Genomic DNA, 26088 nt, shown 5'->3' with positions numbered 1-26088 from the left:
TATCCATAGGCAACAATGCATTGCTCATAGGTGCACCTCTGACTGATTATTTATCACTCAGCCAAAGTAACAATTTTGGTGAGGCAACAGTGCGCGTTTGGTAACAAAAATGCTGAGTCAATGCGAGCGGTCAGAGTAATTGTCGCCTAATACTTCCAGCAGCATCGACAGCTGCGCCGGCGTCAGATGAACCTTACCGTCACGGGTCGCCGGCCAGACGAAGCACCCGCGCTCGAGCCGTTTGGTGAACAGGCACAGGCCGTCCCGGTCGGCCCACAGCACCTTTATCATATCGCCGCGACGACCGCGGAAGATGAACAGATGTCCGCTGAACGGGTCATCCCGTAACGTGTTCTGCACTCTGGAAGCCAGGCCATTGAAGCCGTTGCGCATGTCGGTCACGCCGGCAACCAGCCAGATGCGTGAACCTGCGGGGAGTGATATCACCGGCTCCCTCCCTGCATTTCCCGGATGAGCGTCTGCAACAGCTCCGGCGTCAGCTTTCCACTGATACGAAGCGTGCCGGCGGGCAGAACCAGCTTACAACAGGGAGCGTCGTCGCTCTGAACGGACGGAGGATGAGCCTGTCCGGGGCCTGATTCATCAGCGAGCGCAACGGGCAGCATGATCGGCGTTTTTGTCCGTGCAGCCAGCAGTCCCTGCTGAAAAAGGCGCCGCCAGTTGAACAGCAGATTGTCATTAATGTTATTTTCGCGGGCAAGTTGTGCCACGCTGACGCCGGGCTGCATCGACTGCTCCACCATGGCGATTTTAAAGTCGCGGGGGAAGTTGGGACGTCGGGGCCGCTTACAGGCGACAGGGATTTCACAGGGAGCAGGGACGACGGGAATAACGGACGATTTTCGAGATGCCTGCCGGTAAAGGCGCTTATCCAGATTTTTGGCGTTTATTCGTGGTGGCAGGGGCCAGGAGAGACCAGCTTTCCTGAAGCGAACAAAGAGATCGCAGGCCGTGGTTTTGGGGATACCCAGCCTGCGTCCGGCCTCGATACGCGGCAGCTTTTCTTCAAAGTGGAGGCGAAGTACCTCAAGGAGCCATGTCCGGTGTTTCACGCGATAGTGTCCATTAAAAAGTGATGGACACTATTTTCCCGAAACCGGAGGGCGCTGCACAGACGGTCTAAATGAGACGCTTACGTTCATTGTTGTCTCCTTAGTGGTAGTACCCGGCACCGCGTACATTGCTGTGCTCGACAGGTGCGTCATCCGGCGATTCTTCTTTCAGCCGGTCCCGATGGTTGATCAGCAGATTCAGGATCACCTGCCGCCACGGCCGCTCGAGCAGCAGGGCTTTCTGGCAGGCATTTTCCAGCCTGACGGCCCCGTACTCGCGGGAGAGATTCAGCAACCCCAGGCAGGTTCGGTATGCCTGCTCCGGATGCGTACGATGATGCAGATGCCAGGCCACCACTGCTCGGGTGGCACTGCCGATACTTTCACCCCATGACAGCAGCCTGTCCGGGCTCCAGCGTTGCTGACGATGGGCATCGGGCATGTGCTCCGCCTGCGTCGTGAAGCCACCCTGCTGCCCGGAGCGCGGGTGTTGGGCAACCAACACGCCGCGGTGGTATAGGCGGATCAAGCGGGCTCCGGCTTCGATATCGATATGACTGCCGACCAGCGCATGGGGAACGGAGTAGGCATGCGTGCCGTACACGACGTGGTAGTCTGGCCCCACCTTGGCGCGCCGGATATCAACGTATTCGTACCGGTACGGCGGTAACGCTTTCAGCGCGGGTTTATCCAGACGTTAGAACAGGCTTCGCCGGCGACCGGGCAGACGTTTGAACGGGCGTTCATTCAGCTCTTTCAACAGTCGCCCGATCGCCAGATTGAGGGCGGCCAGCGTAGAGAACACCTCATGGCGTAACCGCATCAGGCTCCAACGCTCGACAACCTGCACGGCGTTTTCGACCTTGGGTTTGTCCTTCGGCTTGCGGGGCCGCGCGGGGATGATGGCAGTGTTATAGTGCCGGGCCAGCTTGCGGTAGTTCTCGTTGAGCACCGGCTCATAGCTGTTGGCACGCGTGACTGCGGCTTTCAGGTTATCCGGTACCAGCAACTGTGGGATGCCGCCGAAGAACTCGAACGCCCTGACATGCGCCATCAGCCAGCTTTCCTGGCGCTGGTTTTCACAGGCTTCAACATAGGTGTAGTTTGAGGCGCCCAGTGTGGCGACGAAGATCTGCGCCTGGCGCACTTCGCCCGTGTCTGGATTAATGATGGGGATAGTCGGCCCACAGAAGTCCAGGAACACCTTTTCACCGGCAACGTGGTGTTGACGCATGCTGCGCTTTTGCAGCGTCAGCCACTCACGATAAAGATTGCAGAACTGGCTGTATCCATAGGCGTTATCGCCGTTTTCCTGTTGGTACTCCTGCCAGAGCAAGATCCTGTTCATGCCCTTGCGTTTGAGCTCCTGATGGCACAACGGGAAGTCGGGCATGCGCTTAGTGAAGTCACTGGGCCGCCCAGCATAAAGCAATGCCTCCAGACGCGTTTCGGTGACATCTTCCGGCAATGGCCAGACCAGTTTGCTGCCCTTGAAGCGAGTCACGATATCAGAGATGGTGCTGCTGCCCAGATTCAGGCACACCGCGATACTCCTGTTGGACAGGTGACAGTCAAATTTCAGGCGTAAAACTTCTTTGATTTTACTCATCCGCGTTCTCAGTCTGGCCATGGTGACACTCCTCCGGAAGATGCGCTATCAGGAGAAAGTGTTGTCCATTGTTTTCAAAGTGAAAAGCGCGAGATTCCGACGACAGGATCACTGATTCCGACAATTCGATCACGGATTCCGAAGCCAGGATCACCGATTCCGAAGAATGGTCAAAATTGGCCGGTTTAAGTCGGAAACCATGATCGAATTAAATCGGAAAGTGCGATCGACTTATATCGGAATCGGTGATCGGTTTGGGTCGGAATATGCAATTAAAAAGTAGCCGCTGTTGACAGTGTCAACAGTGATTAAAAAAGTAACCGTCGTTGGCTGTATCAGCGGTGGTTAATAAAAAGTCCGTTCTTGCAGCGTCAGTAGTGGATAAAAAGCGCACTACTTAGGCTGCGGCTTTGTGAGGAAAACCGAATGAGGTACCAACCAAGGCACTCTTTTTCATTTCGTACAGAAAAAGAGTTTTGAATTGCTGCGTTATGCCCAAGTCGAGACTATTTCAAGCCAAACATACTCCCAGTAGTTAGAAGGATGATCAAAATGGCAGATTCAACAGAGAATACCCAGCACAAGCCTGCACAGACGCGAGCCGGGGCACTCAAGTCGACGTTAACCGTCCAGTTGCATACTCAGTATGCAATTTTGTTGTGGGAAGGGCGGCAGCGTGAGAAAGAGTCAAATAAACCACAAATAGTCAGCATGCCTCAGGTCATCGCCCGAGCAGGGAAAATTAATGCTGATTCAAACGCTGACAACCCTTATGCCGATGGCGCGATGTTGTCATTGGAGCAGGCTATTGAACGTGGCACCGCGCGATTGCAGAGTGCAGTCGCAGAACTTGATACCGTCTTATCCAGCTTGCCTGGTCAGGTCTCGATGTCAGAAGTCTCCTCAGTATCGCCACTGAATATCGGCGTCTTTAGTCGTACCCCGCTTGGGTATCGATGCGTCTGGTTACTCGTTGGCTTTGATCAATTGGCGATGAAAGCGTTTCAGGCATGGCACTACGGGTTGATCTCCCGTCAAAAGCGGGATGACTTACTGAGTCAGGGGGGGCACTGGGTTCGGCAGGTTTATGGGGTGGTACAACAGTACCGATCTGTAGCTGTAACGCGTGATGATATTTGCCTCCAAACTCAGGTCGGTAAGGATGCAATCACCCGTTTGGGTATGCCTGACGAAGATATTATGTCGGGCGCAATACGCTCATCTTTCTCTCCACCACTTAAGACCTCTGCATTAATTTCCTCTAAAAAAGGAGCTAAATCATGAGTATGAATCGACAGGTAAAGTCTTTTTTGATGCCAGGTGTACTCTGCACCGCGTTATTGTTAACGGGGTGCGCAGGCACCGAATTGGGTGAATGGAACAAAAAAATCAGTGACGCTGCCCATTCCCTGGCAACCGGTGGCAGCGGCGGCGCCAGCGAGGGCGGCATGCCTTGGATGACCCGGGCCGGTATTTCCGGGCCCCGGCAGGATGTGCATCATACTTATAGCCTCCCGGTGGACGTTGATACCGCGGCGGCGCGCCTGAAAAGTCATTATCAGTTCATCTCCTCCGAGGAACTTGAGAGTCTGCGCCAGCGTGATCAGCACGGCGACTGGAGCGCGAGCTCCATTGATGAAGCACGCCCGGTCTGGTCAGCAAATCGGGGAAGTTATTACAAGATGGGGCAGGAATGGAAAGGCAATGATCGCCTTGAGCTCGAAGTGGTCAAGTCCGGTGCCGGCAGCCGTCTGAAAGTGACATACAGCTCACCGGATGCGTCGCACCTGACCGACGCTTACCTTGGGAGACTGATGACGCAGCTACAGCAGGTTGCCAAAGGTCAGGGCTGAGGGAGGTTATCTGATGCAGCTCTACCTGTGTGAGAAACCCAGCCAGGGTAAAGATATCGGCGCCATTCTCGGGGCGACCCAGCGTAAGCAGGGCTATCTGGCGGGCGTCGGCGTCATCGTTACTTGGGCTATCGGGCACCTGCTGGAGCAGGCTCAGCCGGAGACCTACGGTGAACAGTTCGGTAACCCCTGGCGGGAGTCTGTGCTGCCTATCGTGCCTGCTCAGTGGAAAATGACGGTAAAAAAAGACACTGCCGATCAGTTTGCGGTCATCCGTGGGTTGCTCAAACAGGTTGATTCTGTAGTGATTGCGACCGATGCGGATCGTGAGGGGGAAGTGATCGCACGCGAATTACTGGAGCATTGCCACTTTACCGGCCCGGTCCAACGGCTCTGGTTGTCTGCGCTGGACGAGGCCAGTATCCGGCATGCGCTGGCAAACAAACTCCCTGGCGAGAAGACTGCACCCCTGTATGAGGCCGGCCTGGCACGCGCCCGGGCTGACTGGATGACGGGGATGAACCTGACCCGACTTTATACTCTAAAGGCGCGGGAACAGGGATACGGCGAGGTGTTGTCGATCGGGCGGGTACAGACCCCCACGCTGGCGCTGGTCGTGAACCGTGACCGCGAAATCGCCAACTTTATTTCCAAGCCGTACTGGCAAGTCAGGGCGAACCTGCAAAAGGATGGCATTACTTTTCCTGCGAACTGGGTGCCGGCTGCCAACTACTGCGATGAAGAGAAGCGCTGTATTCAGCAGAATGTGGCGCAGGCCGTGGTGCAGCTGTGTCAGCAAACAGGTCATGCCGTTGTGCTTGAGGTAGGGACCGAGCGTAAGAAAGAGTCCGCGCCGCTGGCCTTTGACCTGGGGACGCTGCAGCAGGCTTGCTCACGCAAGTGGGGGATGAGCGCAAACCAGGTGCTGAGTATCGCGCAGTCGCTGTATGAAACGCACAAGGCGACCACATATCCCCGGACAGATTGCGGCTATCTGCCGACATCGATGCGGGAAGAGGTTGCCGATGTGCTGAGTGCGGTTACCCGCACGGATCCAACGCAGAGCGAAAGTGTGGCCAGGCTCGACAGGGCCTTTGTTTCCCGCATCTGGAACGACAAAAAAATCACGGCGCACCATGGGATTATCCCGACTAAGCAGCCGTTCGATTTGAGCAAGCTGTCTGCCGATGAGCTGAAGGTCTATCAGCTGATCCGTCAGCATTACCTGGCACAGTTCCTGTCGTTACATGAAGTGGATGTGACTGAGGTTACCTTTAATATCGGCGGGCAACTGTTCCGCACCCGTGGCAAGGTCGAGGCGGTGGTAGGTTGGAAAGCTCTGTTCCAGCATGACGCGAGCGAGGTGAAAGAGGAGTCGGCGGACACGGATGATGTCCGGCTGCCGGCGCTGGTAAAAGGTGAATCCGTCGCGGTTGCCGGCGCGGAGCTTAAAACGCTGCAGACGAAGCCCCCGGGGCATTTTACTGACGGGACACTGATCGCCGCCATGAAAAATGCTGCGGCGTTCGTCAGTGACCCGCAATTGAAGAAGGTGCTGAAAGAGAACGCGGGGCTGGGTACTGAAGCGACACGTGCTGGTATCCTGGAAACGCTGTTTAAACGCGGCTACCTGGAGAAGAAGGGAAAAATCCTGCTTTCCACGCCGATTGCCGGCGAACTGATAGATGCGTTACCGACCGCGCTGACCAACCCCGGGATGACGGCGCTGTGGGAGCAGGCGCTGGACGAGATTGCCCAGGGGCAGATGACACTCGAGACGTTCATGAGCCGCCAGGCACAGTGGACGGGCCATCTGGTGGAGAAAGGGAAGACGCAGGCGGTGAAGTTCACTGCGCCTCCTTCACCGCCGTGCCCGACATGCGGTGGGACGATGCGCCGGCGCGCAGGCAAGAAAGGTGGCGGTGCCTTCTGGGGCTGCAGTAATTACCCCACTTGCCAGGGCATTATCAACATTGATGCAAAAGGTGGTCGTAAGGCAAAGCGCTATAAAGCAAAATCACCGGCTAAAAATAAAACAACCGGTGCGGAGTAAGAGATTGCCTGATGTTAATGTTAGAAAGATTTGCTAAGGTTATCTGGCTTTCTTGCAGAATGCATAGGTACCCCGTAACTGCGGTGGTGGGAAAATTCTTCCATGGTTTTTTTCTGCTTCAGTTCGGTCAGCGGCCTCCACACTCAGGTTGGCTGTCAAGACGCATGCAACTCCGTGAAAAACGCGTCGGGAGACTAGGTTCCTCCCCGGAGTTTGACAGAATTTACTCAAGGTTCAGGTACCGGCCGTGCGGCGTTGATTTTCGGATCAACGCCGTTTTTATTTTATGGTTCTCAAAACGGAATATTGCGGTTGACACTCTCGATGCTTGCATTAAAAATGAACAGGCTTACTTGTTGTCTCCGGACAACCAGCCAATGCTTCAGCACTCTGTGAGAAGCGCCTTCGGGTGAGTGCCAGCCAAAGTTTCAGCGGTCTGTGAGAAACGCCCTCGGGTGACTGCCAATAGCCTCGTAGCCTGAAAGAGGAAGCCCACGTGGCGGTAACACCGTTTAGCCTTTGAGAACGGAGATCACTTAGCGGTGATGAAGGTTCATTTCACAATCAAGACAGTCTGCACTGACGTACGACTTTGCAGACTCCCGACGGGAAACACTTTCCCGTCAGGGAAGGTGTATTTCTCCGTCACCGATTCTTTACTCCTGGAGAAAACATCTTGTCTACCCAATCTCAGCAAGCATCTACTAAAACTGAATACTTCAACCTGACTATCAAGGGCATGGGGTACCTCAGCAACATTCGTCAAGTCAATGGCCCGAATGGCACCTTTATCAGCTGTGTCGTCAATGGACTCTCCGGTCCTACCGATAACGCCAGTTACACGCGTTTCGATGTGACGGTCGCCGGTAAAGAAGCCAGCAGCCTGATCAACCGCTGTCAAAAATCGGTTGATGAAGACAAAAAGGTCCTGATTGGTTTTGTGCTCAGCAATCCCAAGACGGACATCTTCACGCTCAACAGCGGCGAACATGCCGGTGAACAGCGCGTCAGCCTCAAAGCCCGCCTTATCAAGGTCGATTGGATCAAAATCGGTCAGGAAAAGGTATATCAGGCTGAGAAATCCGACTCTACGCCGCCTCAGCAGGGTTCCGCACAGCAACAATACGCGGAAAACTCTTTCTGATAACGCCCTTTACGCCTCGATTTTTCGGGGCGTTTTTCCCTTTCTAACTCTATTCCCTATGAGGATTTGATTATGGCGTCTCGCGGCGTAAACAAAGTCATACTTGTCGGTCACCTTGGCCAAGATCCTGAAGTCCGTTACATGCCAAATGGTGGTGCGGTTGCCACCCTGTCGCTTGCGACCTCCGAGACCTGGCGTGATAAACAATCCGGCGAACAGAAAGAAAAAACCGAATGGCACCGTGTGGTGCTGTTTGGCAAACTCGCTGAAATTGCCGGCGAATACTTGCGTAAAGGTTCGCAGGTCTATATTGAAGGCGCTTTGCGCACGCGTAAATGGGCAGATCAGAGCGGCCAGGATCGCTACACTACTGAGGTGGTCGTTAACGTGGGCGGCACGATGCAGATGCTGGGTGGTCGTAGTCAGACCGATAACCCGGGGCCCTCAGCGTCTGGTAGTTGGGGGCAACCTCAGCAACCGACCCACAGTGGTACACCCCCTCAGGCGTCTGCTGGCAATGAACCGCCGATGGACTTTGATGATGACATCCCATTTTGACCTGGATGGCATTCATTGACATACTGCACATAGCGTCTGCTGTGTGCAGTTTTTCTATCTACTATACCGGAGGCTCCCATGGGAACTCGTTACGATACCGACGTGGTCGCCTGGGCGAATGAACAGGCGGCGTTACTGCGTGCCGGTAAACTTAGCCAACTGGATATTGAAAATATTGCCGAGGAGATTGAGGACGTGGGCAAGAGTGAAAAGCGCGAACTGGCCAGCCGGATGGCGGTTTTACTGGCTCACCTTCTGAAGTGGCAATTTCAACCTACTCACCGTGGTACAAGTTGGGAACTGACGATCAAGGGGCAACGCGGTTTGATTGAGCGCCGTTTAAAGAAAACCCCTAGTCTGAAAGTTGCTATGGTCGATCGGGAGTGGTTGGAAGATACCTGGTTTGATGCTTTGGCTATAGCATCAAAAGAAACGGGGATCGGTCTGGATAAATTACCCGCTTCTTGCATTTGGACTACAGAACAGATCCTGAACCAGGATTATTACCCAGAACCCTAATTTGGGTTCGTTAGCATGATTCGATAACGCTGACCTTCGGGTTGGCGTTTTTTTTTGATTAGCAATAAAGAGTTGTTAATTGAGCCTCCTGGACGGTAACCGCACAGTGACACCTGCCAATTGTCACTGAACAGGAAATCTTCCGGATGAAAAAAACAATTATCGTCTCTTCCCTGGCAGCATTCATGCTGACCGGGTGCGTTACTCAGCAGCCACTGCAGCAGCGCGATATTTCCCCTGTCACGCCTTCGGTTACCGTCACTCGCAACGTTCAACCGGTCAGCCCGGATGCTTACGGGCAGGTGCCGGAGGTCGTGCGCTACGACCGTTATTTACTGGTCAGCACCGACCCGGCGGCCGTTCAGCGTGATCCGCTCTCGCAAATCATCGATATCCGTATTCCGGCATCAGTAAAACCGACGGTGGCTGACGCGTTGCGTTATGCGCTGCGCCAGTCGGGCTATTCCCTGTGCGCGACCGGACCGGCAAACGGCGTGCTGTACCGGCAGGCGTTGCCGGTGGTGCAGTACCAACTGGGACCGATGCGTTTGCGTAGTGCCCTGCAAGTGTTGGCCGGCCCCGCGTGGCAGCTTGATGTCGACGACGTACAGCGTGTTGTTTGCCACAGTTTGCGTGACGGGTATCAGTTGCCGGCGACACAGCTTCCGCCGGTGACGGTGGCGCCGGTCAGGGCGGTTTTAGCACCGGTTTCAGCGCATCCTGCTGCGACGGTCATTGCACCTCAGCCCGTTAACGCGGTACCGACAACCGGCGGGTGGCTGAAAAAATGACTGAGCATAATGACGAAATGATGCCGATGACACCGGCAAAAAAAGGGTTGTTGCAAAGCCCAACCTTCTGGGGGGCAACGGCCGGCGTCGTTGTCCTGGTTGCAGGCCTTGTCGGCTCAGGGGCTATCAGGCATGTCGACCAGCGTATTGCCCTGCTTGAGCAGGCACAGAAAGCACTGGCGCCCCAGGATGGCATGAACTCTATGGCCGATGAGCTGCAGGCGCAGGCTAAACAGCTTAAGAGCCTGGCTGAGCGTCAGGAGTCGCTCACGCGGCAGATTGGGGCGCTGGCGTTAACCACCGGGCTGCCGGAAAAACTTGAGCAGCAGCTGCAGGTTCAACAGGTTGAGTTAAATGCGCTGAAAGACAGCATTGAGTCTGTGAAAAAGTCAGCGACTGAAAAGCTTGTACCGACAGTAGCCCCCTCAACGGACATCCCCGCTGCACCTTCAGCGACCGCCAAAATCACCCCAAAGCACAAGCCCACGCCAATTAAACCCTCCCCGCGTAATGCGGTACCTCGTGTGGCGCGCAAAGCACCATTCGTGCTGACCGGGGTGGAGCAGCGCGGGACGTCGGCCTTTGCGGCTGTGGCGCCGCAGGGGTTCAGCGATTTGTCGCAGGTTCGGTTAATCGGGGAAGGGGAGTCGGTCGCCGGCTGGATCCTGGTCAGTGCCGGTTACGGGCAGGCGACGTTTCGTGTGAACGGCCGCCTGCAGACCGTCAGCGCCCAATAAGGAGAGCGTGATGAAACTGAAATACAGCGTAATTTCCCTGATGCTGCTGAGCCCATTATCACAGGCGGCGCAGCAGACGACGATTGAGAACAGCCAGTCTACCCTGAGTGAGATTCAGCAGAGCCAGGCGAACAAGACGGCGCAGCAGGGCAGGCAGTGGGGCCTCAGTGGGGAAGAGTATCAGCGTTATCAGCAGTTGATGGATGGCCCTCGCGGGACGCAGTCTCCGGGTCTTGATCCGTTAACTGCCCTTGGCATCGAGGCTCAGAGCGATGCCGAGCGTAAAAGGTACGCCGAGCAGTGGGTAAAGCAGGAGTTCGCCCGCACCGAGAAAGAACTCAGGTTCCAGCGTGAGGTTGATGCGGCCTGGCAGCGCCTTGGTGTGTTGCCGGTGAACATGGGGAATGCGGCCGGTATTGCGCATGACACCGGCGGGCGACTGGCGCTGTTCGTGAAGGCGAAGGACTGCGGGCAGTGTGATGCACGACTGGCGGCGGTGCTGGCAGATAACCGGCCGGTCGACATTTACCTCGTCGACAGCAAAGGGGATGACAGTCTGCTGCGTAGCTGGGCGAAGGCACATCACATTCCCGTCGACAAGGTGCGCGCACGTCAAATCACGCTGAATCATGACGGTGGCCGCTGGATGAAATTCGGCAACGGCCTGATGCCGGTGGTGCTGCAACAAGGGGAGAACGGATGGACACTCGCCGCATTCTGAGCCGGGGGCTGTTGCCCCTGTTGGCCCTTCTCACCTCTGTGGGCGGGGGAGCCGCTCATGCCGCTACCCAACAGGTTCCTTCCGGTTACCGGGAGGTGGCGCTGCGCCACGGGGTGCCGCCGGAGTCCCTGTATTCGGTGGCGCTGGCTGAGACATCGATGGCGCCGAAAAGCATCATCTCGGTGACCCGCGGGGCCGGCCCGGCCCCGGATGTGGAGCGCCCCTGGCCCTGGACTATCAACGTGGCCGGCAAAGGGTATCGTTATGCCAGCCGCCTGCAGGCCTGGGAAGCACTGCAGCGCTTTTTGAAAACACATCCTCGCAAGCGCATCGATGTCGGGATTGCTCAAGTCAATCTGGGCTGGAACGGCCATCACTTCACGTCGACCTGGGAGGCGTTTGACCCTTACACCAACCTTAACGCGGCGGCGACCATCCTGCGGGAATGCTATGACCGCAATCCCGGAAGCTGGCTGGTTGCCGCCGGGTGTTATCACCACCCCGCCGGCGGTGCACCGGCAGCCCGGTATAAATCCATCGTGAGTGGCAAGCTGGCACGCCTGAACGGCAGGGGGGCCGCCCCGATCCGGGTGGCCAGTACAACCCCCGCGCCCACGGCGTTACCGGCACAAACGGCGGCGCTGACCTGGATTGAACCACGGAACCCATAATCATGAAAAAAATGAATTTTCTGCTGTTCGGCCTGAGTCTGGTGACCACCACGGCATTGGCCAACCTGACCGTGATCGCCGATGTCGGTGGCGATGATGCATCACCTTATTTTGAGGGGATTAATCGGCAGGGTGTCGCGGAAGCGCCGCCGGCCATACCGCAAGCCCCTGCCTCTGCTGATGAAGTTGAAGTGACCGTATTGCCGGTGATGACACCGGAGCTGACGCCGGGTGTGGTAGCGGCGCGCCCACTGCAACTGCCCGGGATTGGTGCGCTGTTTATTGTGGGGGATGACGATGCCAGTCGCCTCTGGCTGCAGGCGAATGCGGAACAACTCAAATCCCGGCATGCTGCGGGGCTCGTCGTTAACGTCAGTAACCTGCCTGCACTGCAGGCACTGCGTGAGCTGGCGCCGGGGGTACCGATGGCGCCGGCCTCCGGCAGTGAGTTGGCGCGCCGGCTGCAGCTGTCGAATTACCCGGTACTCATCACTGATACCGGTTTGTCCCAGCAGGTCACACCATGATATCGGCGCAACACATTGCTGCAGCATTAATGGTAAACCCTGTGCTGACGGTTGTGCTGGTTGTGCTGTTTGTTGCTGTTATGGTGGGGCTGAACTGCCGTGGCCGGGAGACAGCCAGCCGTCGGCGCCACCGCCGATATCAGGCGACGGCCACGCGGGTACTGGCGCGCTTACCGCTGCTGGGCGGTGATGGCCAGCGTCTGGCCTATCTGCGCAAAATCAACCCCTATGTATTTGAAGAGCTGTTGCTCCTGGCGTTTGAACGTCAGAGGTATGCCGTTATTCGCAATACCTCCTACAGCGGCGACGGCGGCCTGGACGGTCAGGTCATTATCGAAGGCAAGACCTATTTCATCCAGGCCAAACGTTACGGACGGACGATCTCACCGTCCCATATCACGCGTTTTGGTGCGTTGTTGCGACATCACCATTGTGATGGTTTTTTCATTCATACCGGCCGTACAGGTCAACTGAGCCGGGTGTTGTTGCAGAACCATCCCCACGTCCACCTGGTCAGTGGACGTAAGCTGCTTGCGTTGCTAGCTGGCAATACAGAGTGGCTGCTTTTTTTAACCGTGAATTCGGTCACCAACCTGAATGATAAGGAAGGTCGTCATGAGTAATCGTCATGTCATGGAAGCGCTGCTGCGCCCGGCGGTAGAATTGAATACCGCGATCGTTGCCGGTGCTGCTGCAGCGATTTGTTTTGCTGCTCCCTGGTCGGTCGCCCTGGCGCCGTCGGTGAGTTATGTTACTGCCGGCGGGTTTGCGGTGCTGTCCGCGGTACGAGCACGGCAGGGCCTGCGGGTGGTCAGTTATCGCCGTAATCTGCGTCGGTTACCGCGCTATGTCATGGAAAGTCGACAGATCCCGGTGAGCAGGCAGCGGCTGTTCCTGGGGCGGGGGTTCCGTTGGCAGCAAAAGCACACCCAGCGCCTGATGGATACCCGTCGGCCGGAAGTGGAAAAATATGTCCAACCGTCGCAGTTGTACCAGATGGCGCGCCGACTGGAGCTTAAAACCGAATATACCCTGCCGTGGTTGTCCCAGCTGCTGCGCAAAGACTCCCCGCTGAACCCGGTGCGGCCGCTGCCACCGGTCGGGGGGAACCCGGCGATCCATGGTATTGAACCCGATGAGCTCGATGTATCGATGGCACTGGGCGAACGCGTAGGGCATAGCCTGGTGTTGGGCACTACCCGTGTCGGTAAGACCCGCCTGGCGGAACTGCTGATCACCCAGGATATTCGCCGCGGTGACATCACCATTGTGTTTGATCCAAAAGGGGATGCGGATTTGCTTCGCCGGGTCTGGGCTGAAGCGCACCGAGCCGGCCGCGGAGATGAGCTGTTCATCTTCCATCTGGGCTGGCCGGATATCTCGGCACGCTATAACGCCGTTGGGCGTTTTGAACGCGTCTCTGAGGTCGCTGGCCGCATCTCCGGGCAGTTGAGCGGGGAGGGCAACAGTGCGGCGTTCCGTGAGTTTGCCTGGCGATTCGTCAATATTGTGGCGCGTGCCCTGGTCGCGCTGGGACAACGTCCGGACTATCGGTTGATCACCCGTTACGTGAACAACATCAGCGAGCTGTATGAGACCTACGCAAAGAAAGTGATTGAAGCGCGTATGCCGGCGCTGCAGCAACAAATCGACAACAGCCTGCAGGTGCTGACGGAGGACGATGTCCCGCGAAATATGCAGGGCCAGCCGAACGCGATAAAAATCATGGCGGTGGAAATGGCCCTCAGCTCGGAAGCCGGCAAGCAGCTGTATGACCCCATTCTCGATGGACTGCGTAGTGCCGTGAGATATGACCGTACCTACTTCGATAAAATTGTGGCGTCACTGCTGCCGCTACTGGAAAAACTCACCACCGGCAAGACCGCCGAGCTCCTGGCACCGAACTATATGGATATGAGCGACCCGAGGCCCATTTTTGACTGGGAACAAGTTATCCGCAAGCGCGGTATTGTCTACGTGGGGTTGGATGCCCTGTCGGATGGGGTGGTCGCCTCAGCCGTCGGCAACAGCATGTTTGCCGACCTGGTGTCGGTTGCCGGTCATATCTATAAACATGGCATGCACGGCGGGTTGCCGACCCGGGCGGACGGTAAACTGCCGATCAACCTGCATTGTGACGAGTTCAACGAGCTGATGGGGGACGAATTTATCCCGCTTATCAACAAAGGCGGCGGGGCCGGTATGCAAGTGACGGCCTACACGCAAACCGAGTCGGATATCGAGGCGCGCATCGGCAGTACCGCGAAGGCGGCTCAGGTGACGGGGAACTTCAATACCCTGATTATGCTGCGCGTGCGTGAGAACCGGACCGCACAGTTGCTGACAACACAGCTCCCGGAGGTCGATATTTACACCAAAACCCTGGTATCAGGGCATGCCGATACGGCCGATGTGGAGAAGGGAGAGGATTTTACCTCAAATACCCAGGACCGCGTCGGTACTGTGAAAGCCCCTCTGCTTGCCCCGGCGGATGTGATTAACCTCCCGAAAGGGCAGGCGTTTGCGCTGCTGGAAGGTGGTCAACTGTGGAAAATTCGGATGCCACTGCCCAGCGGTGACAGGGATGATGCTTTGATGCCGGCCAACCTGCAGAAGATTGCCGAGGAGATGCAGCGCAACTACCGTACCAGCGAGTCCTGGTGGTCAGCCAGCACGGTAATGCCTGATGCGGTTATGAAAGGGGGGCTGAATGTCGCAAGCGGTGAATAATCAACCTCAGCAGCCCGTACAACCCCGTAAGCATGGGCTGTTTTACAACGTGCTGTGGGGCTGGCCCTGGATGCTGATCGGGATGTTCCTGGCTTCGCTTTTGGTGAGCCTGGTGATCGAATATGTCGGGATGGCCTTCTTCTGGTCAGAGCTTGGCGCATCGCACAGTGAAGCGGTGATGAACACCGAGTTGGGGTACCTGTCCTCTGAATTTACACGCAGCCTGCTGCTGTCTGAACCGTCAGTGACCGTCACCCGTTGGATCATGATGGCGTATCAATGGACCTTCGTGGACAGTGGCTTTTTGGACTGGATTAAGCAGGCGTATGACACCCAGGTACACAGCCAGAATGCGGTTGCCAGGGAACTGAACAGCTGGAGTGGTTGGCTGGCTACCACGCTTAAAGAGTACCTGATGGCGACGGTGTACGTCACCGTCATCACCCTGGTACGTGTGACCATTTTGGTGCTGTCCATCCCGCTGTTTATCCTGGTGATGCTGGTCGCGCTGACCGAGGGGTTGGGGCGACGTGATATTCGGCGCTACGGTGCCGGCTATGAGTCGAGCTTTGTGTACCACCACGCCAAGCGGATGGTGAAACCGGCGGTGTATATTCCCTGCATGCTGTACCTGTCATGGCCAACAGCGGTATACCCCAACCTGCTGCTGTTGCCGGCCGCTATCCTGCTCGGCATTGCGGTGACGGTAACGACAGCCTCCTTCAAAAAGTATCTCTAGAGTGAAAACTCGAGCTGGACGGCGGCGTACAAAACTGGCTTTTGTGCGCTGCCGTCAGCAGACAAGACGCTGTGCGGCGCGGCAGTATTTCCAGGCTTAAAAACCATCAAAACTTCATAACGAGTTACCTGCTGTCCTTCTTGTTCGAACCCTTTATTGTCCTCTGAATGTCCCCTAAATATTTTTGTGGCTCTGCAATTTAATCGAAAACGAGGTGTTGAATGAATCTGTATATTTGCGCTGTTATTGCTCTTGAGGCTGTTATTCTAGCCACACTGCTTAAACCTATTTTAGAGAAAGCCCCTCCGGAAAACCGTGTTCAACGTTGGTTACGTGTCCTGCAAGTACTTGCGATCTTGTGTATTGGGGGATCTATGTTCCTTTTCAGTGTCGTGATGCATTTATGAGGTCGGGCTGATTCTGATACTGGTATTACTGCCGTTGGTGTTACCAACGGTACAAAACTGATACCCCCTTCTCTTATTGCTGTTGATGTACAAAATAGGCCTTTGTACAACAATAGTGTCTGCAGACCGCTTATTTAGCTTCATGCGCTTCCCCTGGCTAAAAATTATCAAAATTCTATAAAGAGTTATCCGCTGACCTCCCGCCCCATCTGTCGCACCCTGAGAGCACCCTAAATCATCAAGGAGTGCTTGTGTATGCCTATCCCCGTTGTTCGTGGTCTCGGCGCCAGCTGTTTGCTGGGGCTGACTTTGCTGACCGCACTGCCTGCCTTTGCCGCTGAAAAAGATGAGCTGGCCTCTGCCCAGCGCATGCTGATTCAGGTGCAGGCAGCACTTGAACGTGCGCGTGTTGCCGCCGTTCAGGCTGACCCGTCGGAGCGCGGTCGTTTCTTCTTCGACTATGCCCGCGCTACCGCCGATCTCAAAACCATCAATGCCGGCATTGACCGCTATCTGGAACCCTCGCGTGCCCAACCACGTGATGGCAGTGCGGTGGCCGGCAACTACCGTCGGGAGCGCCCCTGATGGCCATGACCGGTGCGCAGGAGCAGGCCTTCAAGGCGGCCAGCGGCGGTGTTGAAGTCAATATTCTGTCGCTGATTTGCATCGGTGGGTTACTGGCGGTGCTGTTTGTCTGGGCAGCCTGGGCTCTGGTTGATGTTTACCAGGGCTGGAGTAACGAAAAAGTACGCAATGGGGCGTTGGTTCACTTCGTCATCAAAACCGTGCTGTTGCTGGTTGTTTCAATCTGGATGTTTGCCAGCTGACCTGCGAGAGGCGCTGGACCGTATTTCACGTTGTTATTTTCACACACCAATAAGGAATGTTTTATGAATGCTGCAGTTCGTCTTTTCCGTCAACTCTGCGCGCGTGTCGCAGTAGCCACTTCCCTGGCGTATGTCGCCAGCCAGCCGGTGCAGGCGGCTCTGCCGTCGGTTGAGCCCCCGTCCTCCGGTGGTGGCGGTGGTCTGATGGATACCATCAAAGGCTATTTCCAGGACGGGATCGTTATTATCGGTCTGGTCGCCGCTGCGGTGGCTTTCCTGATTGTCGCCAACGCTGCGATCCATACCTTTGCCGAGGTCCGTGATCAGAAAGCGACCTGGGCCAAGTTCGGCGCCATCGTGCTGGTTGGTGTGGTGCTGCTGGTCACCGTTATTTGGCTGGTTGGCAAGTCCGCCGAGATCCTGTTCTAAGGTGGCCCGCCATGCAGACTATCCGATTCTTACCTGACCGTCTTAACGCAGAGCCTGTCGTCTTCCGGGGGTTCACCACCCCGGAGATGGGACTGGCGGCGTTGGCGGGCGTAGGGCTGGGTCTGCTCGTGTCGTTGCCGTTTCTTCCCCTTGCCGGCTGGGTCGTGATACCCACCGGCATGCTGGTGACGCCGCTTCTCGTCATCTGGTTTGGGGGCAGCCGGTTGACGCGTCTGAAGCGCGGTAAACCGGAGAATTATATCTGGCAGCGCCTCGAGGCGCGTAAACGTCGCATGGGGTGGGGGGATCCCACCCTGATTATCGACAAACAGGGCTGGTCGTTGCGTCGCAGCCGCGTTGTTAAGAGGTCCACATGAGCCGTTTCAGACATGCGGTTAAAAACCGCGATCAGCATATTCTCACGTTGCGTGTTGCCTGTGGCGTGCTGGTCGTTTTCCTTCTGGTAGCCAGCATCGGCTGGATGCGGGCGCCAGACAATTTGACCATCCATAACCCGCCAGACCTGCGCAGCGGCTCTACCCGCGCCTGGTGGGAGGTACCACCGTCCACGGTCTACAGCTTCGGCTTTTATATCTTCCAGCAACTCAATGCCTGGCCAAAGAACGGTGATGCCGATTACCCGGCTAAAATTGCCGCGCTGTCTCCTTATCTGACCGACTCCTGCGCACGTTTCCTGAAGGCGGACGCCAAAAAGCGTAGCGAAAGCGGTGAGCTTGCCGGCAGAACGCGCGTGGTATTCGAAATCCCTGAGCATGGCTACAACGGCCGCTATAACCAGAGCCCGGTGACGGTCAAAGGCCGTGATAACTGGGTGGTGCGCCTTGATCTGGTGGCGGACGAGTCCTTTGCCGGCGAACCGGTGAAACGCGCACTGACACGTTACCCGCTGAAAGTGGTGCGCGCAGAAGGGGATCCTGAACGTAATGAGTTTGGTCTGGCACTGGATTGTTACGACAGCATGCCACAGCGTCTTGCTGCGGCGCCGGCGGAACCCGCGCCTGAGAAAAAAGGAGTATTCCAATGATGAAAGCACGTGTTCTGGCGCTTTCCCTGAGTGTACTTCCCCTGGCGGCGACGTTTATCGTGCCGGTTACGCAGGCGGAAGAGCTGATGAAATGGGAGCGTATCCCGTTGCAAATCCCGCTGGCCGTCGGCAAGGAGCGGGTGTTGTTTGCCGATAAAAATGTCCGCGTCGGTTTCCCGCCGGCGCTGAACGGCAAGCTGCGGGTGCAAAGCAGTGGCGGCGCGGTCTACCTGAAAGCGGATGCGGCTTTCCCGCCAACGCGTCTGCAGCTGCAGGACGTCGAAAATGGGGAGGTTATTCTCCTTGATGTGACGGCATCGGACAAAGGCTCGGCCGAACCGGTGCGCATTGTCTACAGCGGTGACGTGACATCGGTCAGCAGCAGTAATGACGCGTCTGCTGCTTCAGGGGGAAACAACGCGGCGCCCGGGGCGGATAACGGCACCCAGGCGAAGCGTAAAAAAGTCAAATACAACGCGCCGCTGCCGGTCGTCCTGACACGGTACGCAGCACAAAGCCTGTACGGCCCGGTACGCACGGTTGAAGCGGTGCCCGGCATTCATCCGGTCAACCCGCACCTGCCGAAGCGTATCACCACACTGTACCCGTCAGAGCCGGTGACCATCACGCCGCTGGGCGGCTGGGGTATTGGCAGTCGCAACGTGGTGGCGCTGAAGGTGCAAAACACCGCCAGCCGCAAAATCACGCTCGATCCCCGGGTACTGCAGGGGCAGTTTGTGACGGCGACGTTCCAGCACCGTTATTTGGGACCCGTTGGCACGCCGGAAGACACCACCACGCTGTACCTGGTTACCGCCGGTCGCCCGGACGGGGCGTTTGTCGCGGAACCATCGGCGGTTCGCAAAGCCGTAAAAGCGGTGAAGAAGGGGGCTAATCATGGCTGAGGTGAAATCCAACATGCTGCCGAAGGTCATTGTGTTCGGCGTGCTGGCCACCGCGATCATCGTCGGGCTTAAGGCCTGCAGCGGCGGTAAAGCACAGGAGGAGACTCAGCAGGCGCATAACGTGCTGGCCAGCATGTCGCCGGAAGAGCTGCGGGCGCTGGGTGTAGAGGGGGATACTCCAGAAGATACGTTGCGTACCCTGGTGGGCACCCTACGTACTACCCGAACCCAGCAGGCCGAGCTGCAGAAAAACATTGATAAAGTGCTGAAAGAAAACGAAGAACTGCGCAAACGGAATATCAATGTGTCCGGTCAGGTCAATGAGGCCGTGGCCGGCTTCCAAAAACAAGCGCAGCAGCGCCAGCAGCAGCTTCAGCAGGAGCAGCAAACGCTGATGGGAAAAATCCAGACGCTGACCGAGCAGTTGAGTGCGAACAAGGACAAGGCAAAAAGCGACAGTGATATTCCGCTGGGGCTGGGACTGGATGGAATGGGCGCCGGGGACGGTGGTGCCGCTCCTGGTCAGGATGGCTTGATGTGGGTCGGACCGAAAGACATGAAAGAACCCGACCCGCGTAATCCGAACAGCGTCAAAGACGGCCCGCAGTTCCCGACGTCGTTCCTGTCGGACAATGCGCTCACACGCCAGAAAGCTGCCTATGAGCAGCAAGTTAAAGGACATACCAATGAAAAAGGGGCGGAGGAGAACGCCGAGCCGGTGTTTACCCTGCCTGAGAATTCCACACTGGTGGGCAGCCGCGCCATGACGGCGCTGCTGGGGCGCGTGCCGATCAACGGCACGGTGACTGACCCTTACCCGTTCAAGCTGATGATTGGCAAGGACAACCTGACGGCGAACGGCATCGAGCTACCGGACGTGGAAGGGGCGATTGTCTCGGGGACCGCCAGCGGGGACTGGACATTGTCGTGCGTGCGCGGCCAGGTCAACAGCATCACCTTCGTGTTTGCGGACGGGACGGTCCGCACCCTGCCAAAACCCAACACCAACATGAATGCCAACGGCAGTAACAATAATGGCGGCAGTAATGCGAAGGATGTCAGCACCACCGCCGGCATTGGCTGGATTTCAGATGACAACGGCATCCCCTGCATCGGTGGAGAGCGTAAGTCCAATGCCTCGACCTACCTGCCGACGATCGCCGCCTTGTCGGCCGCCAGCGCCGCCGGGGAAGGGATCAGCCAGGGGCAATACACCACGCAAAACAATGTGAATGGCATTACCTCGACCATGACCGGTAATGCCGGCCAGGCAGTGCTGGGCAAGGCGCTGTCCGGCGGGATGAAAGAGACAGCGGATTGGGTGCGTGAGCGCTACGGCATGATGTTCGACGCCGTGTATGTTCCCCCGGGTCAGAAACTGGCCGTGCACATTACCCGCCAGTTGGCGATCGACTTTGAGACCAAAGGGCGCAAGGTGCGTTATGACGACTTCAGCCTGCCAGGTGAAGACGGCAGCACCGGCGGGCTGGATTAACACGTCATTCAGAGGAGGAGAAACATGCTGTGGCGTCAATGCGCAAGGATGAGTCGCCCGCAGAGCTGGGCGCTGGTCTTGCTGTCCTGCAGCGCGTTTTGGCTGGGTGTGCTGCTCCTGCTGTGTTTGCTTATAAGAGAATGATAATCATGCGGAAAAATCTATTTAATCGAGTCCTGGCCACTGCTGTCATCGTCAGCGTCATGGCGCTGGCCGGCTGTTCAACGTCGAAAGAGGAAATGCTGCCGCCAGGCGACAGCTCGATGCTGGAATTGTGGCAGGGTGAGGATGGCGGCGGAACGGCGCGCAATGCGGTGGCGGCGCGCGACAGCCTGCGCCGGCCGCTCACCGAGCGCGAAAGCCAGGCAACAGCCGCGAGCGATCGCAGCTACAGCCGCACGCAGGAAAGCGAAATCAGCCAGCAGTTCCCGCGCCTGCCGAATCCCGACCTGGTGATGTACGTGTTCCCGCACCTGGCGGATGGCAACGCACCGGTGCCGGGCTACAGCACCGTGTTTCCCTTCTACAGCCAGGTGCAGTATGCGATGCCGGGTGAACGGACGGAGGCCTACTGATGCGATTTTCCCTGTTTGATAAGAAGCGTCTGACGCGCAAAAAAGTGGTGGCGCCGGCGGATGCTGTCACTGAAGAACTGACCATCACGGAAGATGGCGTGCCGCTCTCGGTAGTCGGCCGCGAAGCCTTGACCCGGCCGGGCAGGATGACGCGCCAGGACGAAAAAAAGATTTACCATGCCAATCCGTCCATCATTGATTATCTGCCCTGGGCGGAGTTTTTGGATACTGAGCAATGCATCCTGCTCGATGACGGTGTGTCCGTGGGGGCGGTTTATGAAGTCACCCCGGTGGCGACCGAAGGGCGGACGGACGATCGCCTGGAGCAGATGCGTGACACGGTGGAGGATGCCCTGCAGGACTCGTTTGACGAACATGATGAAAACCCCTGGATCGTGCAGTTCTTCTGCCAGGACGAGAACAATGTCGAGGCGTATATCGACAGGCTACGACAGTATGTCAAACCCCACGCGCAGGGCAGTGCGTTTACTGAAGACTGGCTGAAAGAGACCGAGCGCCATCTGCGCGGAATTGCGCGTCCGGAAGGCCTGTTCAAAGATACGCTGATAACAGACCAACCCTGGCGTGGGCAGCAGCGACGGACCCGCATGGTGGTCTATCGCTGGATTGGTAAGAGCAATCATGATCCGATGCCACCGATTGCCATGCTGAATCAGACCTGTGAGCGCGTGACCGGTGCCCTGGCCGGTGCCGGCGTTGCCTGCGTGCGCCAGAACGGGGCGCAGGTCCATGACTGGTTGCTACGTCATTTTAACCCCAGCCCAGAGTGGGTGGATAAAGAGACGCTGTACCGCGATGCCGCCTATTTTGACAGCCGTGACACGCCGGAAGGCGCGATGCCGGTGCAGAATGATTTTGCCGAAACCCTGCTGTTCACCCCGCCCGTATCCGATCCTGACCACGGTTTATGGTGGTTCGATAACCAGGCGCATTGCGCGATCCCGGTCGAGAAACTGCGCCGTCCGCCGGAGCCGGGCACGATCACTGGTGAAATGAAACGCGGCGAGAAGAAAATCAATGCGCTGATGGATCTGTTCCCGGAAGGGACGATGGTGTGCATGACGATTGTGGTGCAGCCGCAGGACACGCTGGAAAACGATTTTAACCGGCTTGCCAAGAATGCTGTCGGTGAAAATACTGAATCTGGCCGCGTGCGCCAGGACGTGGCGCAGGTGAAAGAGTACCTGGGCAATCGCCACAAACTGTACCGTGCCGGCATCACCTTCCTGCTGCGTGCCGGCGATCTGACCACGCTCAATCATAAGCGGGTCGAGCTCACCAACGTGTTGCTTGGTGCCGGCTTGCAGCCGGTACGCCCGGAGTTTGATGTGGCGCCACTCAACACCTACCTGCGCGCATTGCCGATGTGTTTTAACCCGGAGACGGACAAGAAACACTGGTATACCCGGCTGACCTGGGTACAACACCTGGCGGGGCTCTTGCCGGTGACCGGCCGCGAAACCGGGACCGGTCACCCCGGCATGAGCTTCTTCAACCGCGGCGGGGATACACTGACGTTTGATCCGCTCAACAAGCACGACCGGAGCCAGAATGCGCATATGCTGTATTTTGGTCCGACCGGCGCGGGGAAATCGGCGACGCTGTGTGCGACCCTGTCGCAGCTGATGGCAATACACCGGCCGCGGCTGTTTATTGCCGAAGCGGGGAACTCGTTCGGACTGCTGGCCGATTACTTCGAGAGCCTGGGGCTCAGTGTCAACAAGGTGAGTATCAAACCGGGCAGTGGCGTCTCGCTGCCGCCGTTCTCCTACGCGCATAAACTCGTCGACGATGCGTTAACCTCGCTGGCCCTGGATGAAAATGACCTGCCGGACATAGATGACGACGAGGATGAAGATAAGCGCGATTACCTGGGAGAAATGGAAATCTCGGCGCGCATGATGATCACCGGCGGCGATGCGAAGGAAGAACATGAACTGAAACGCGCCGACCGTGCGATGATTCGCGAGGCGTTGCTGATGGCAGCGCGGCAGACCTATGACGAAGGACGGCAGATGTTGCCGGCAGACCTGCAGAAGGCACTGTACGCCATATCCAAAGACGAAGGGAGTGATATCCGCAACGTCCAGCGCCGGGCCAAAGCGGCGGAAATGGCGGAGTCGCTCGGGATGTTTACCCAGGCCGGGAGTTTTGAAGCAGAGCTGTTTAACCGTGAGGGCAGCCTGTGGCCAGAGGCGGATGTGACCCTGATTGACCTTGGGCATCTGGCACGCGAAGGCTATGAGGCGCAGATGGCGCTGACGATGGTGAGCCTGACCAATACCATCAACAACATTGCCGAACGAGACCAGTACTCGGAGCGGGATATCGTGTTCGCGGTGGATGAGGCGCACATTGTGACGGTGAACCCGCTGCTGGCGCCGTACATGACCAAAATCGTCAAGATGTGGCGTAAGCTCGGCGCCTGGCTGTGGCTGGCCACGCAAAACCTGAAAGACTTCCCGGATATTGCCGAGAAAATGTTGAATATGGCGGAATGGTGGGTTTGTCTGACGATGCCGCCGGAGGAGGTCAACGACATTGCCCGCTTCAAGGCGCTGACCGAGGAGCAAAAGGCGGTGCTGCTGTCGGCCAGCAAACTCTCCGGCTGTTATACCGAAGGTGTGGTGCTGTCGAAAAAACTCGAGGCGCTGTTCCGTGCAGTACCGCCGAGCCTGTACCTGGCGCTGGGGATGACCGAAAAAGAAGAGAAGGCCGAACGCCGCGCGCTGATGCAGGAATTTGGCTGCAGCGAGCTCGAGGCGGCGCGCAAGGTGGCGCAAAAGCTTGACCGCCTGCGCGGTCTGGTGGCGAACGGGGAGGCACGGGCTGCATGATGACCCTGAAATACCCGGAACCGGTTGTTCGGCTGCATGGCTTGATCTGCCGTGAACCGTCGTTATTCACCCTTCCTCCACAGGGTGTGGCCACCTTAAGCGAAACGGATGCGCGGCGGCTTGAGACGTTCTGTGCGGCTATCCGCGATCGGCTGTTGGGGCCGGTCCAACTTACCGCCCACCCGCATCGCATCGGGAATCGTACCAGCGTGGCGCTGCACCTGGAGGGACGTTTAGGACGTTGCATCGATGTACTTATCACCGTGGCCGGTAACACGCTATGGCCGCAGCCGGACGAATACAGTCACCCGCGCTGGTATGTCACCGTGCCGGATGCGGCGGATGTGGTGTACCTGCTGCTTCACCTGAGCGAGCTGTGCGAGCGATTCAGGGGCAATTGATAGGGATGACGCGATGTGTATCGAGCCAAATATCGATATTGGCGGGGTTCACTGGTTCATGATCTCGGGTACCTACGCCACGTTTTGAACGGTAAATCACCGGCCTTCTGGCCGGTTTATTATTGGCAATATCCAGCGGCACGAGTCAGATCGTTACAGGTCGAGCTCGCGGGTATGGGCTTTCCATCCGTAGGGGAGCAAAGTGCATCACTTGTGGTTGACCCTTCTCCCTGGTAATAGCATTGGAAAACGCGGCCTTTTGCTTCGGCATTAAATTTCACTGTGAGCGCGTCGCTACGACGCACATTGCTGATATTTACCCGATCGGCGGTCAATCCAAGCGCAAACCCGGCTTTCTCTTTAATTTCGTCGGTTGGCAAAATAGAGACATCGGCATATGCCGTTGATGCGCCGGTGGTGAGGAGGATGGCGAATAACATTTTTTTCATAAGAAAACCTTCCGATTTACAATTTCATAACACTGAGGCTTTAGCCTATCTAGTCAATTATTTGAGTGCAACCCCTCTTTCTTGATGCCTTATCTTGCTCACATTGCTGGATTATCGATTTTCTTTTGCGTTTTTCTTATGCGATGCTTAAGTCTTCGTTAAGCAAAGGGACCTTGCGATGACTGATTTCTCCCGTTGTGGCTTTACCGAAGGCAGCGTTGCTTTGCCGGAAGGCTATGTCGACCGTACTGTTAACGTACTGTTGCCTGGCGATGACGTTTCCCCCTCAATCAATATCTCCCGCGATGCGCTGCAGCCGGGGGAGAACCTGGAAAGCTACGTCACCCGCCAGCTCGACGCGCTGGCGCAGGGGCTGAAAGGCTGGGCGTTCAAAAGCCGCGAGCCGGCGACGCTGGGCGATGGACTGGCCGCCGGCGAGTGGGTGCGTGCCAGCTATCTGCGGGACGGCAAACGCATCTGGCAAAACCAGGCGGTGTTCGCGTCGGCGGAGGGCCGGGTGCTGGTGTTTACCCTGGCGACGACGCGCAAGCTGATGCCGCAGGACGACGCGCTGCTGCAGCAAGTGCTGAACAGCTACCGGGCGGCCTGAATCATGATGACACTGTGTAAAAGGACTTTACGATGACCGAAGCGGCTCGCGTCGGCGATATTATCGGGCATTCCCATGCCCTGGCTGGCATGATTGCTGGTACCCTTGTCGGCGGCCTGATCGCCGCCGCAGGCGCGGTGGCGGCGGGGGCGCTGTTCGTCGCCGGCCTGGCGGCTTCCTGTATCGGCGTCGGCGTACTGCTCATCGGCGCCAGCCTGGCGGTGGGGTATCTCACCGGGGAGGCGGCCACCGCGGCGCGCGACGGCATTGCCGACGCCGGTGCCGGTAGCCTGACCCCCAAAGGCAATATCGTCACCGGCTCCCCCAACGTTTTCATCAACGGCAAACCCGCCGCGCTCGCC

General features: G+C 57.3%; 28 protein-coding genes and 2 pseudogenes. 26 read left to right on the top strand and 4 right to left on the bottom strand.

The window, feature by feature from the left end:
• Positions 1-117: 117 nt before the first annotated feature.
• The 3 genes and pseudogenes from tnpB to istA all read right to left on the bottom strand — a co-directional run bounded on the left by tnpB (position 118) and on the right by istA (position 2703).
• Entirely contained in the window at positions 118-447 is a 330-nt protein-coding gene (gene tnpB / locus H7A77_RS24250) for an IS66 family insertion sequence element accessory protein TnpB (RefSeq protein ID WP_182074764.1), read from the bottom strand.
• Positions 444-1073 carry an IS66-like element accessory protein TnpA gene (gene tnpA, locus H7A77_RS24245; protein ID WP_182074763.1) on the bottom strand — a complete coding sequence of 210 codons (630 nt, stop codon included), beginning with the start codon at positions 1071-1073 and terminating at the stop codon, positions 444-446. The genes tnpB and tnpA overlap by 4 nt, the downstream gene beginning before the upstream one ends.
• Positions 1074-1173: 100 nt before the next feature.
• Positions 1174-2703, bottom strand: a pseudogene (gene istA / locus H7A77_RS24240) (IS21 family transposase).
• A gap of 531 nt (positions 2704-3234) precedes the next feature.
• On the opposite strand from istA, the gene H7A77_RS24235 reads away from it, so the two are divergent.
• The 24 genes from H7A77_RS24235 to H7A77_RS24120 all read left to right on the top strand — a co-directional run bounded on the left by H7A77_RS24235 (position 3235) and on the right by H7A77_RS24120 (position 24667).
• A complete protein-coding gene (locus H7A77_RS24235) occupies positions 3235-3966 on the top strand; it encodes a PFL_4669 family integrating conjugative element protein (RefSeq protein ID WP_182074762.1) in 732 nt (243 codons plus the stop codon).
• Complete coding sequence (locus H7A77_RS24230; protein ID WP_182074761.1) at positions 3963-4535, top strand: hypothetical protein; 573 nt, start codon at positions 3963-3965, stop codon at positions 4533-4535. The genes H7A77_RS24235 and H7A77_RS24230 overlap by 4 nt, the downstream gene beginning before the upstream one ends.
• Before the next feature lie 13 nt (positions 4536-4548).
• Positions 4549-6588: a DNA topoisomerase III gene (locus H7A77_RS24225; RefSeq protein ID WP_182074760.1), complete on the top strand. Its 2040-nt coding sequence runs from the start codon at positions 4549-4551 to the stop codon at positions 6586-6588.
• A gap of 676 nt (positions 6589-7264) precedes the next feature.
• The gene (locus H7A77_RS24220) at positions 7265-7732 is read left to right on the top strand and encodes an STY4534 family ICE replication protein (RefSeq protein ID WP_060558277.1); all 468 of its coding nucleotides are present in this window, start codon (positions 7265-7267) and stop codon (positions 7730-7732) included.
• Between the two features lie 72 nt (positions 7733-7804).
• Positions 7805-8290, top strand: coding sequence for a single-stranded DNA-binding protein (locus H7A77_RS24215; RefSeq protein WP_084827541.1), 486 nt, complete (start codon positions 7805-7807; stop codon positions 8288-8290).
• 78 nt (positions 8291-8368) lie between these two features.
• A complete protein-coding gene (locus H7A77_RS24210; RefSeq protein ID WP_099784035.1) occupies positions 8369-8809 on the top strand; it encodes a DUF29 domain-containing protein in 441 nt (146 codons plus the stop codon).
• Between the two features lie 146 nt (positions 8810-8955).
• Positions 8956-9600: a PilL N-terminal domain-containing protein gene (locus H7A77_RS24205; RefSeq protein WP_182074759.1), complete on the top strand. Its 645-nt coding sequence runs from the start codon at positions 8956-8958 to the stop codon at positions 9598-9600.
• Positions 9597-10337, top strand: a complete 741-nt coding sequence (locus H7A77_RS24200; protein WP_182074758.1) for a hypothetical protein — start codon at positions 9597-9599, stop codon at positions 10335-10337. Before H7A77_RS24205 ends, H7A77_RS24200 begins: the two co-directional genes overlap by 4 nt.
• Positions 10338-10347: 10 nt before the next feature.
• Complete coding sequence (locus tag H7A77_RS24195; protein WP_182074757.1) at positions 10348-11058, top strand: TIGR03759 family integrating conjugative element protein; 711 nt, start codon at positions 10348-10350, stop codon at positions 11056-11058.
• A complete protein-coding gene (locus tag H7A77_RS24190; RefSeq protein ID WP_182074756.1) occupies positions 11037-11729 on the top strand; it encodes a transglycosylase SLT domain-containing protein in 693 nt (230 codons plus the stop codon). The genes H7A77_RS24195 and H7A77_RS24190 overlap by 22 nt, the downstream gene beginning before the upstream one ends.
• Before the next feature lie 2 nt (positions 11730-11731).
• Positions 11732-12256, top strand: coding sequence for an integrating conjugative element protein (locus H7A77_RS24185; protein WP_182074755.1), 525 nt, complete (start codon positions 11732-11734; stop codon positions 12254-12256).
• A complete protein-coding gene (locus H7A77_RS24180; RefSeq protein WP_182074754.1) occupies positions 12253-12879 on the top strand; it encodes a restriction endonuclease in 627 nt (208 codons plus the stop codon). The genes H7A77_RS24185 and H7A77_RS24180 overlap by 4 nt, the downstream gene beginning before the upstream one ends.
• Entirely contained in the window at positions 12872-14986 is a 2115-nt protein-coding gene (traD, locus tag H7A77_RS24175; RefSeq protein ID WP_182074753.1) for a type IV conjugative transfer system coupling protein TraD, read from the top strand. Before H7A77_RS24180 ends, traD begins: the two co-directional genes overlap by 8 nt.
• The gene (locus H7A77_RS24170; protein WP_084827547.1) at positions 14967-15725 is read left to right on the top strand and encodes a TIGR03747 family integrating conjugative element membrane protein; all 759 of its coding nucleotides are present in this window, start codon (positions 14967-14969) and stop codon (positions 15723-15725) included. Before traD ends, H7A77_RS24170 begins: the two co-directional genes overlap by 20 nt.
• Positions 15726-16387: 662 nt before the next feature.
• A complete protein-coding gene (locus H7A77_RS24165) occupies positions 16388-16717 on the top strand; it encodes an RAQPRD family integrative conjugative element protein (RefSeq protein ID WP_089186723.1) in 330 nt (109 codons plus the stop codon).
• Entirely contained in the window at positions 16717-16959 is a 243-nt protein-coding gene (locus H7A77_RS24160) for a TIGR03758 family integrating conjugative element protein (RefSeq protein ID WP_084827549.1), read from the top strand. The genes H7A77_RS24165 and H7A77_RS24160 overlap by 1 nt, the downstream gene beginning before the upstream one ends.
• A 63-nt stretch (positions 16960-17022) precedes the next feature.
• On the top strand, positions 17023-17388 hold the full coding sequence (locus tag H7A77_RS24155) for a TIGR03745 family integrating conjugative element membrane protein (RefSeq protein WP_182074752.1): 366 nt from the start codon (positions 17023-17025) through the stop codon (positions 17386-17388).
• An 11-nt stretch (positions 17389-17399) separates the two neighbouring features.
• The gene (locus H7A77_RS24150; RefSeq protein WP_086580534.1) at positions 17400-17765 is read left to right on the top strand and encodes a TIGR03750 family conjugal transfer protein; all 366 of its coding nucleotides are present in this window, start codon (positions 17400-17402) and stop codon (positions 17763-17765) included.
• The gene (locus H7A77_RS24145; RefSeq protein ID WP_086580533.1) at positions 17762-18433 is read left to right on the top strand and encodes a PFL_4703 family integrating conjugative element protein; all 672 of its coding nucleotides are present in this window, start codon (positions 17762-17764) and stop codon (positions 18431-18433) included. Before H7A77_RS24150 ends, H7A77_RS24145 begins: the two co-directional genes overlap by 4 nt.
• A complete protein-coding gene (locus H7A77_RS24140; RefSeq protein ID WP_100395929.1) occupies positions 18430-19338 on the top strand; it encodes a TIGR03749 family integrating conjugative element protein in 909 nt (302 codons plus the stop codon). The genes H7A77_RS24145 and H7A77_RS24140 overlap by 4 nt, the downstream gene beginning before the upstream one ends.
• The gene (locus H7A77_RS24135; protein WP_182074751.1) at positions 19331-20833 is read left to right on the top strand and encodes a TIGR03752 family integrating conjugative element protein; all 1503 of its coding nucleotides are present in this window, start codon (positions 19331-19333) and stop codon (positions 20831-20833) included. The genes H7A77_RS24140 and H7A77_RS24135 overlap by 8 nt, the downstream gene beginning before the upstream one ends.
• A gap of 149 nt (positions 20834-20982) precedes the next feature.
• A complete protein-coding gene (locus H7A77_RS24130; protein ID WP_182074750.1) occupies positions 20983-21408 on the top strand; it encodes a TIGR03751 family conjugal transfer lipoprotein in 426 nt (141 codons plus the stop codon).
• Entirely contained in the window at positions 21408-24266 is a 2859-nt protein-coding gene (locus H7A77_RS24125; RefSeq protein WP_182074749.1) for a conjugative transfer ATPase, read from the top strand. The genes H7A77_RS24130 and H7A77_RS24125 overlap by 1 nt, the downstream gene beginning before the upstream one ends.
• Positions 24263-24667: an acetyltransferase gene (locus tag H7A77_RS24120; RefSeq protein WP_086580528.1), complete on the top strand. Its 405-nt coding sequence runs from the start codon at positions 24263-24265 to the stop codon at positions 24665-24667. The genes H7A77_RS24125 and H7A77_RS24120 overlap by 4 nt, the downstream gene beginning before the upstream one ends.
• A 119-nt stretch (positions 24668-24786) precedes the next feature.
• On the opposite strand, the gene H7A77_RS24115 is transcribed toward H7A77_RS24120, so the two are convergent.
• Positions 24787-25116, bottom strand: coding sequence for a hypothetical protein (locus tag H7A77_RS24115; RefSeq protein ID WP_182074748.1), 330 nt, complete (start codon positions 25114-25116; stop codon positions 24787-24789).
• A gap of 178 nt (positions 25117-25294) precedes the next feature.
• Between H7A77_RS24115 and H7A77_RS24110 the strand changes: the two genes are divergently transcribed.
• Together H7A77_RS24110 and H7A77_RS24105 are read left to right on the top strand one after the other, a co-directional pair.
• The gene (locus tag H7A77_RS24110; protein WP_182074747.1) at positions 25295-25726 is read left to right on the top strand and encodes a DcrB-related protein; all 432 of its coding nucleotides are present in this window, start codon (positions 25295-25297) and stop codon (positions 25724-25726) included.
• 32 nt (positions 25727-25758) lie between these two features.
• Positions 25759-26088 (top strand): annotated as a pseudogene (locus tag H7A77_RS24105) (hypothetical protein); the annotation flags it as partial.

Origin of the sequence: Serratia sp. ME47 (assembly GCF_903970925.1) — a bacterium.
GTDB lineage: Bacteria > Pseudomonadota > Gammaproteobacteria > Enterobacterales > Enterobacteriaceae > Serratia > Serratia ureilytica.
Note: the sequence above shows the minus strand (reverse complement) of the source record. Positions and strands in the feature narration are given on the sequence as shown.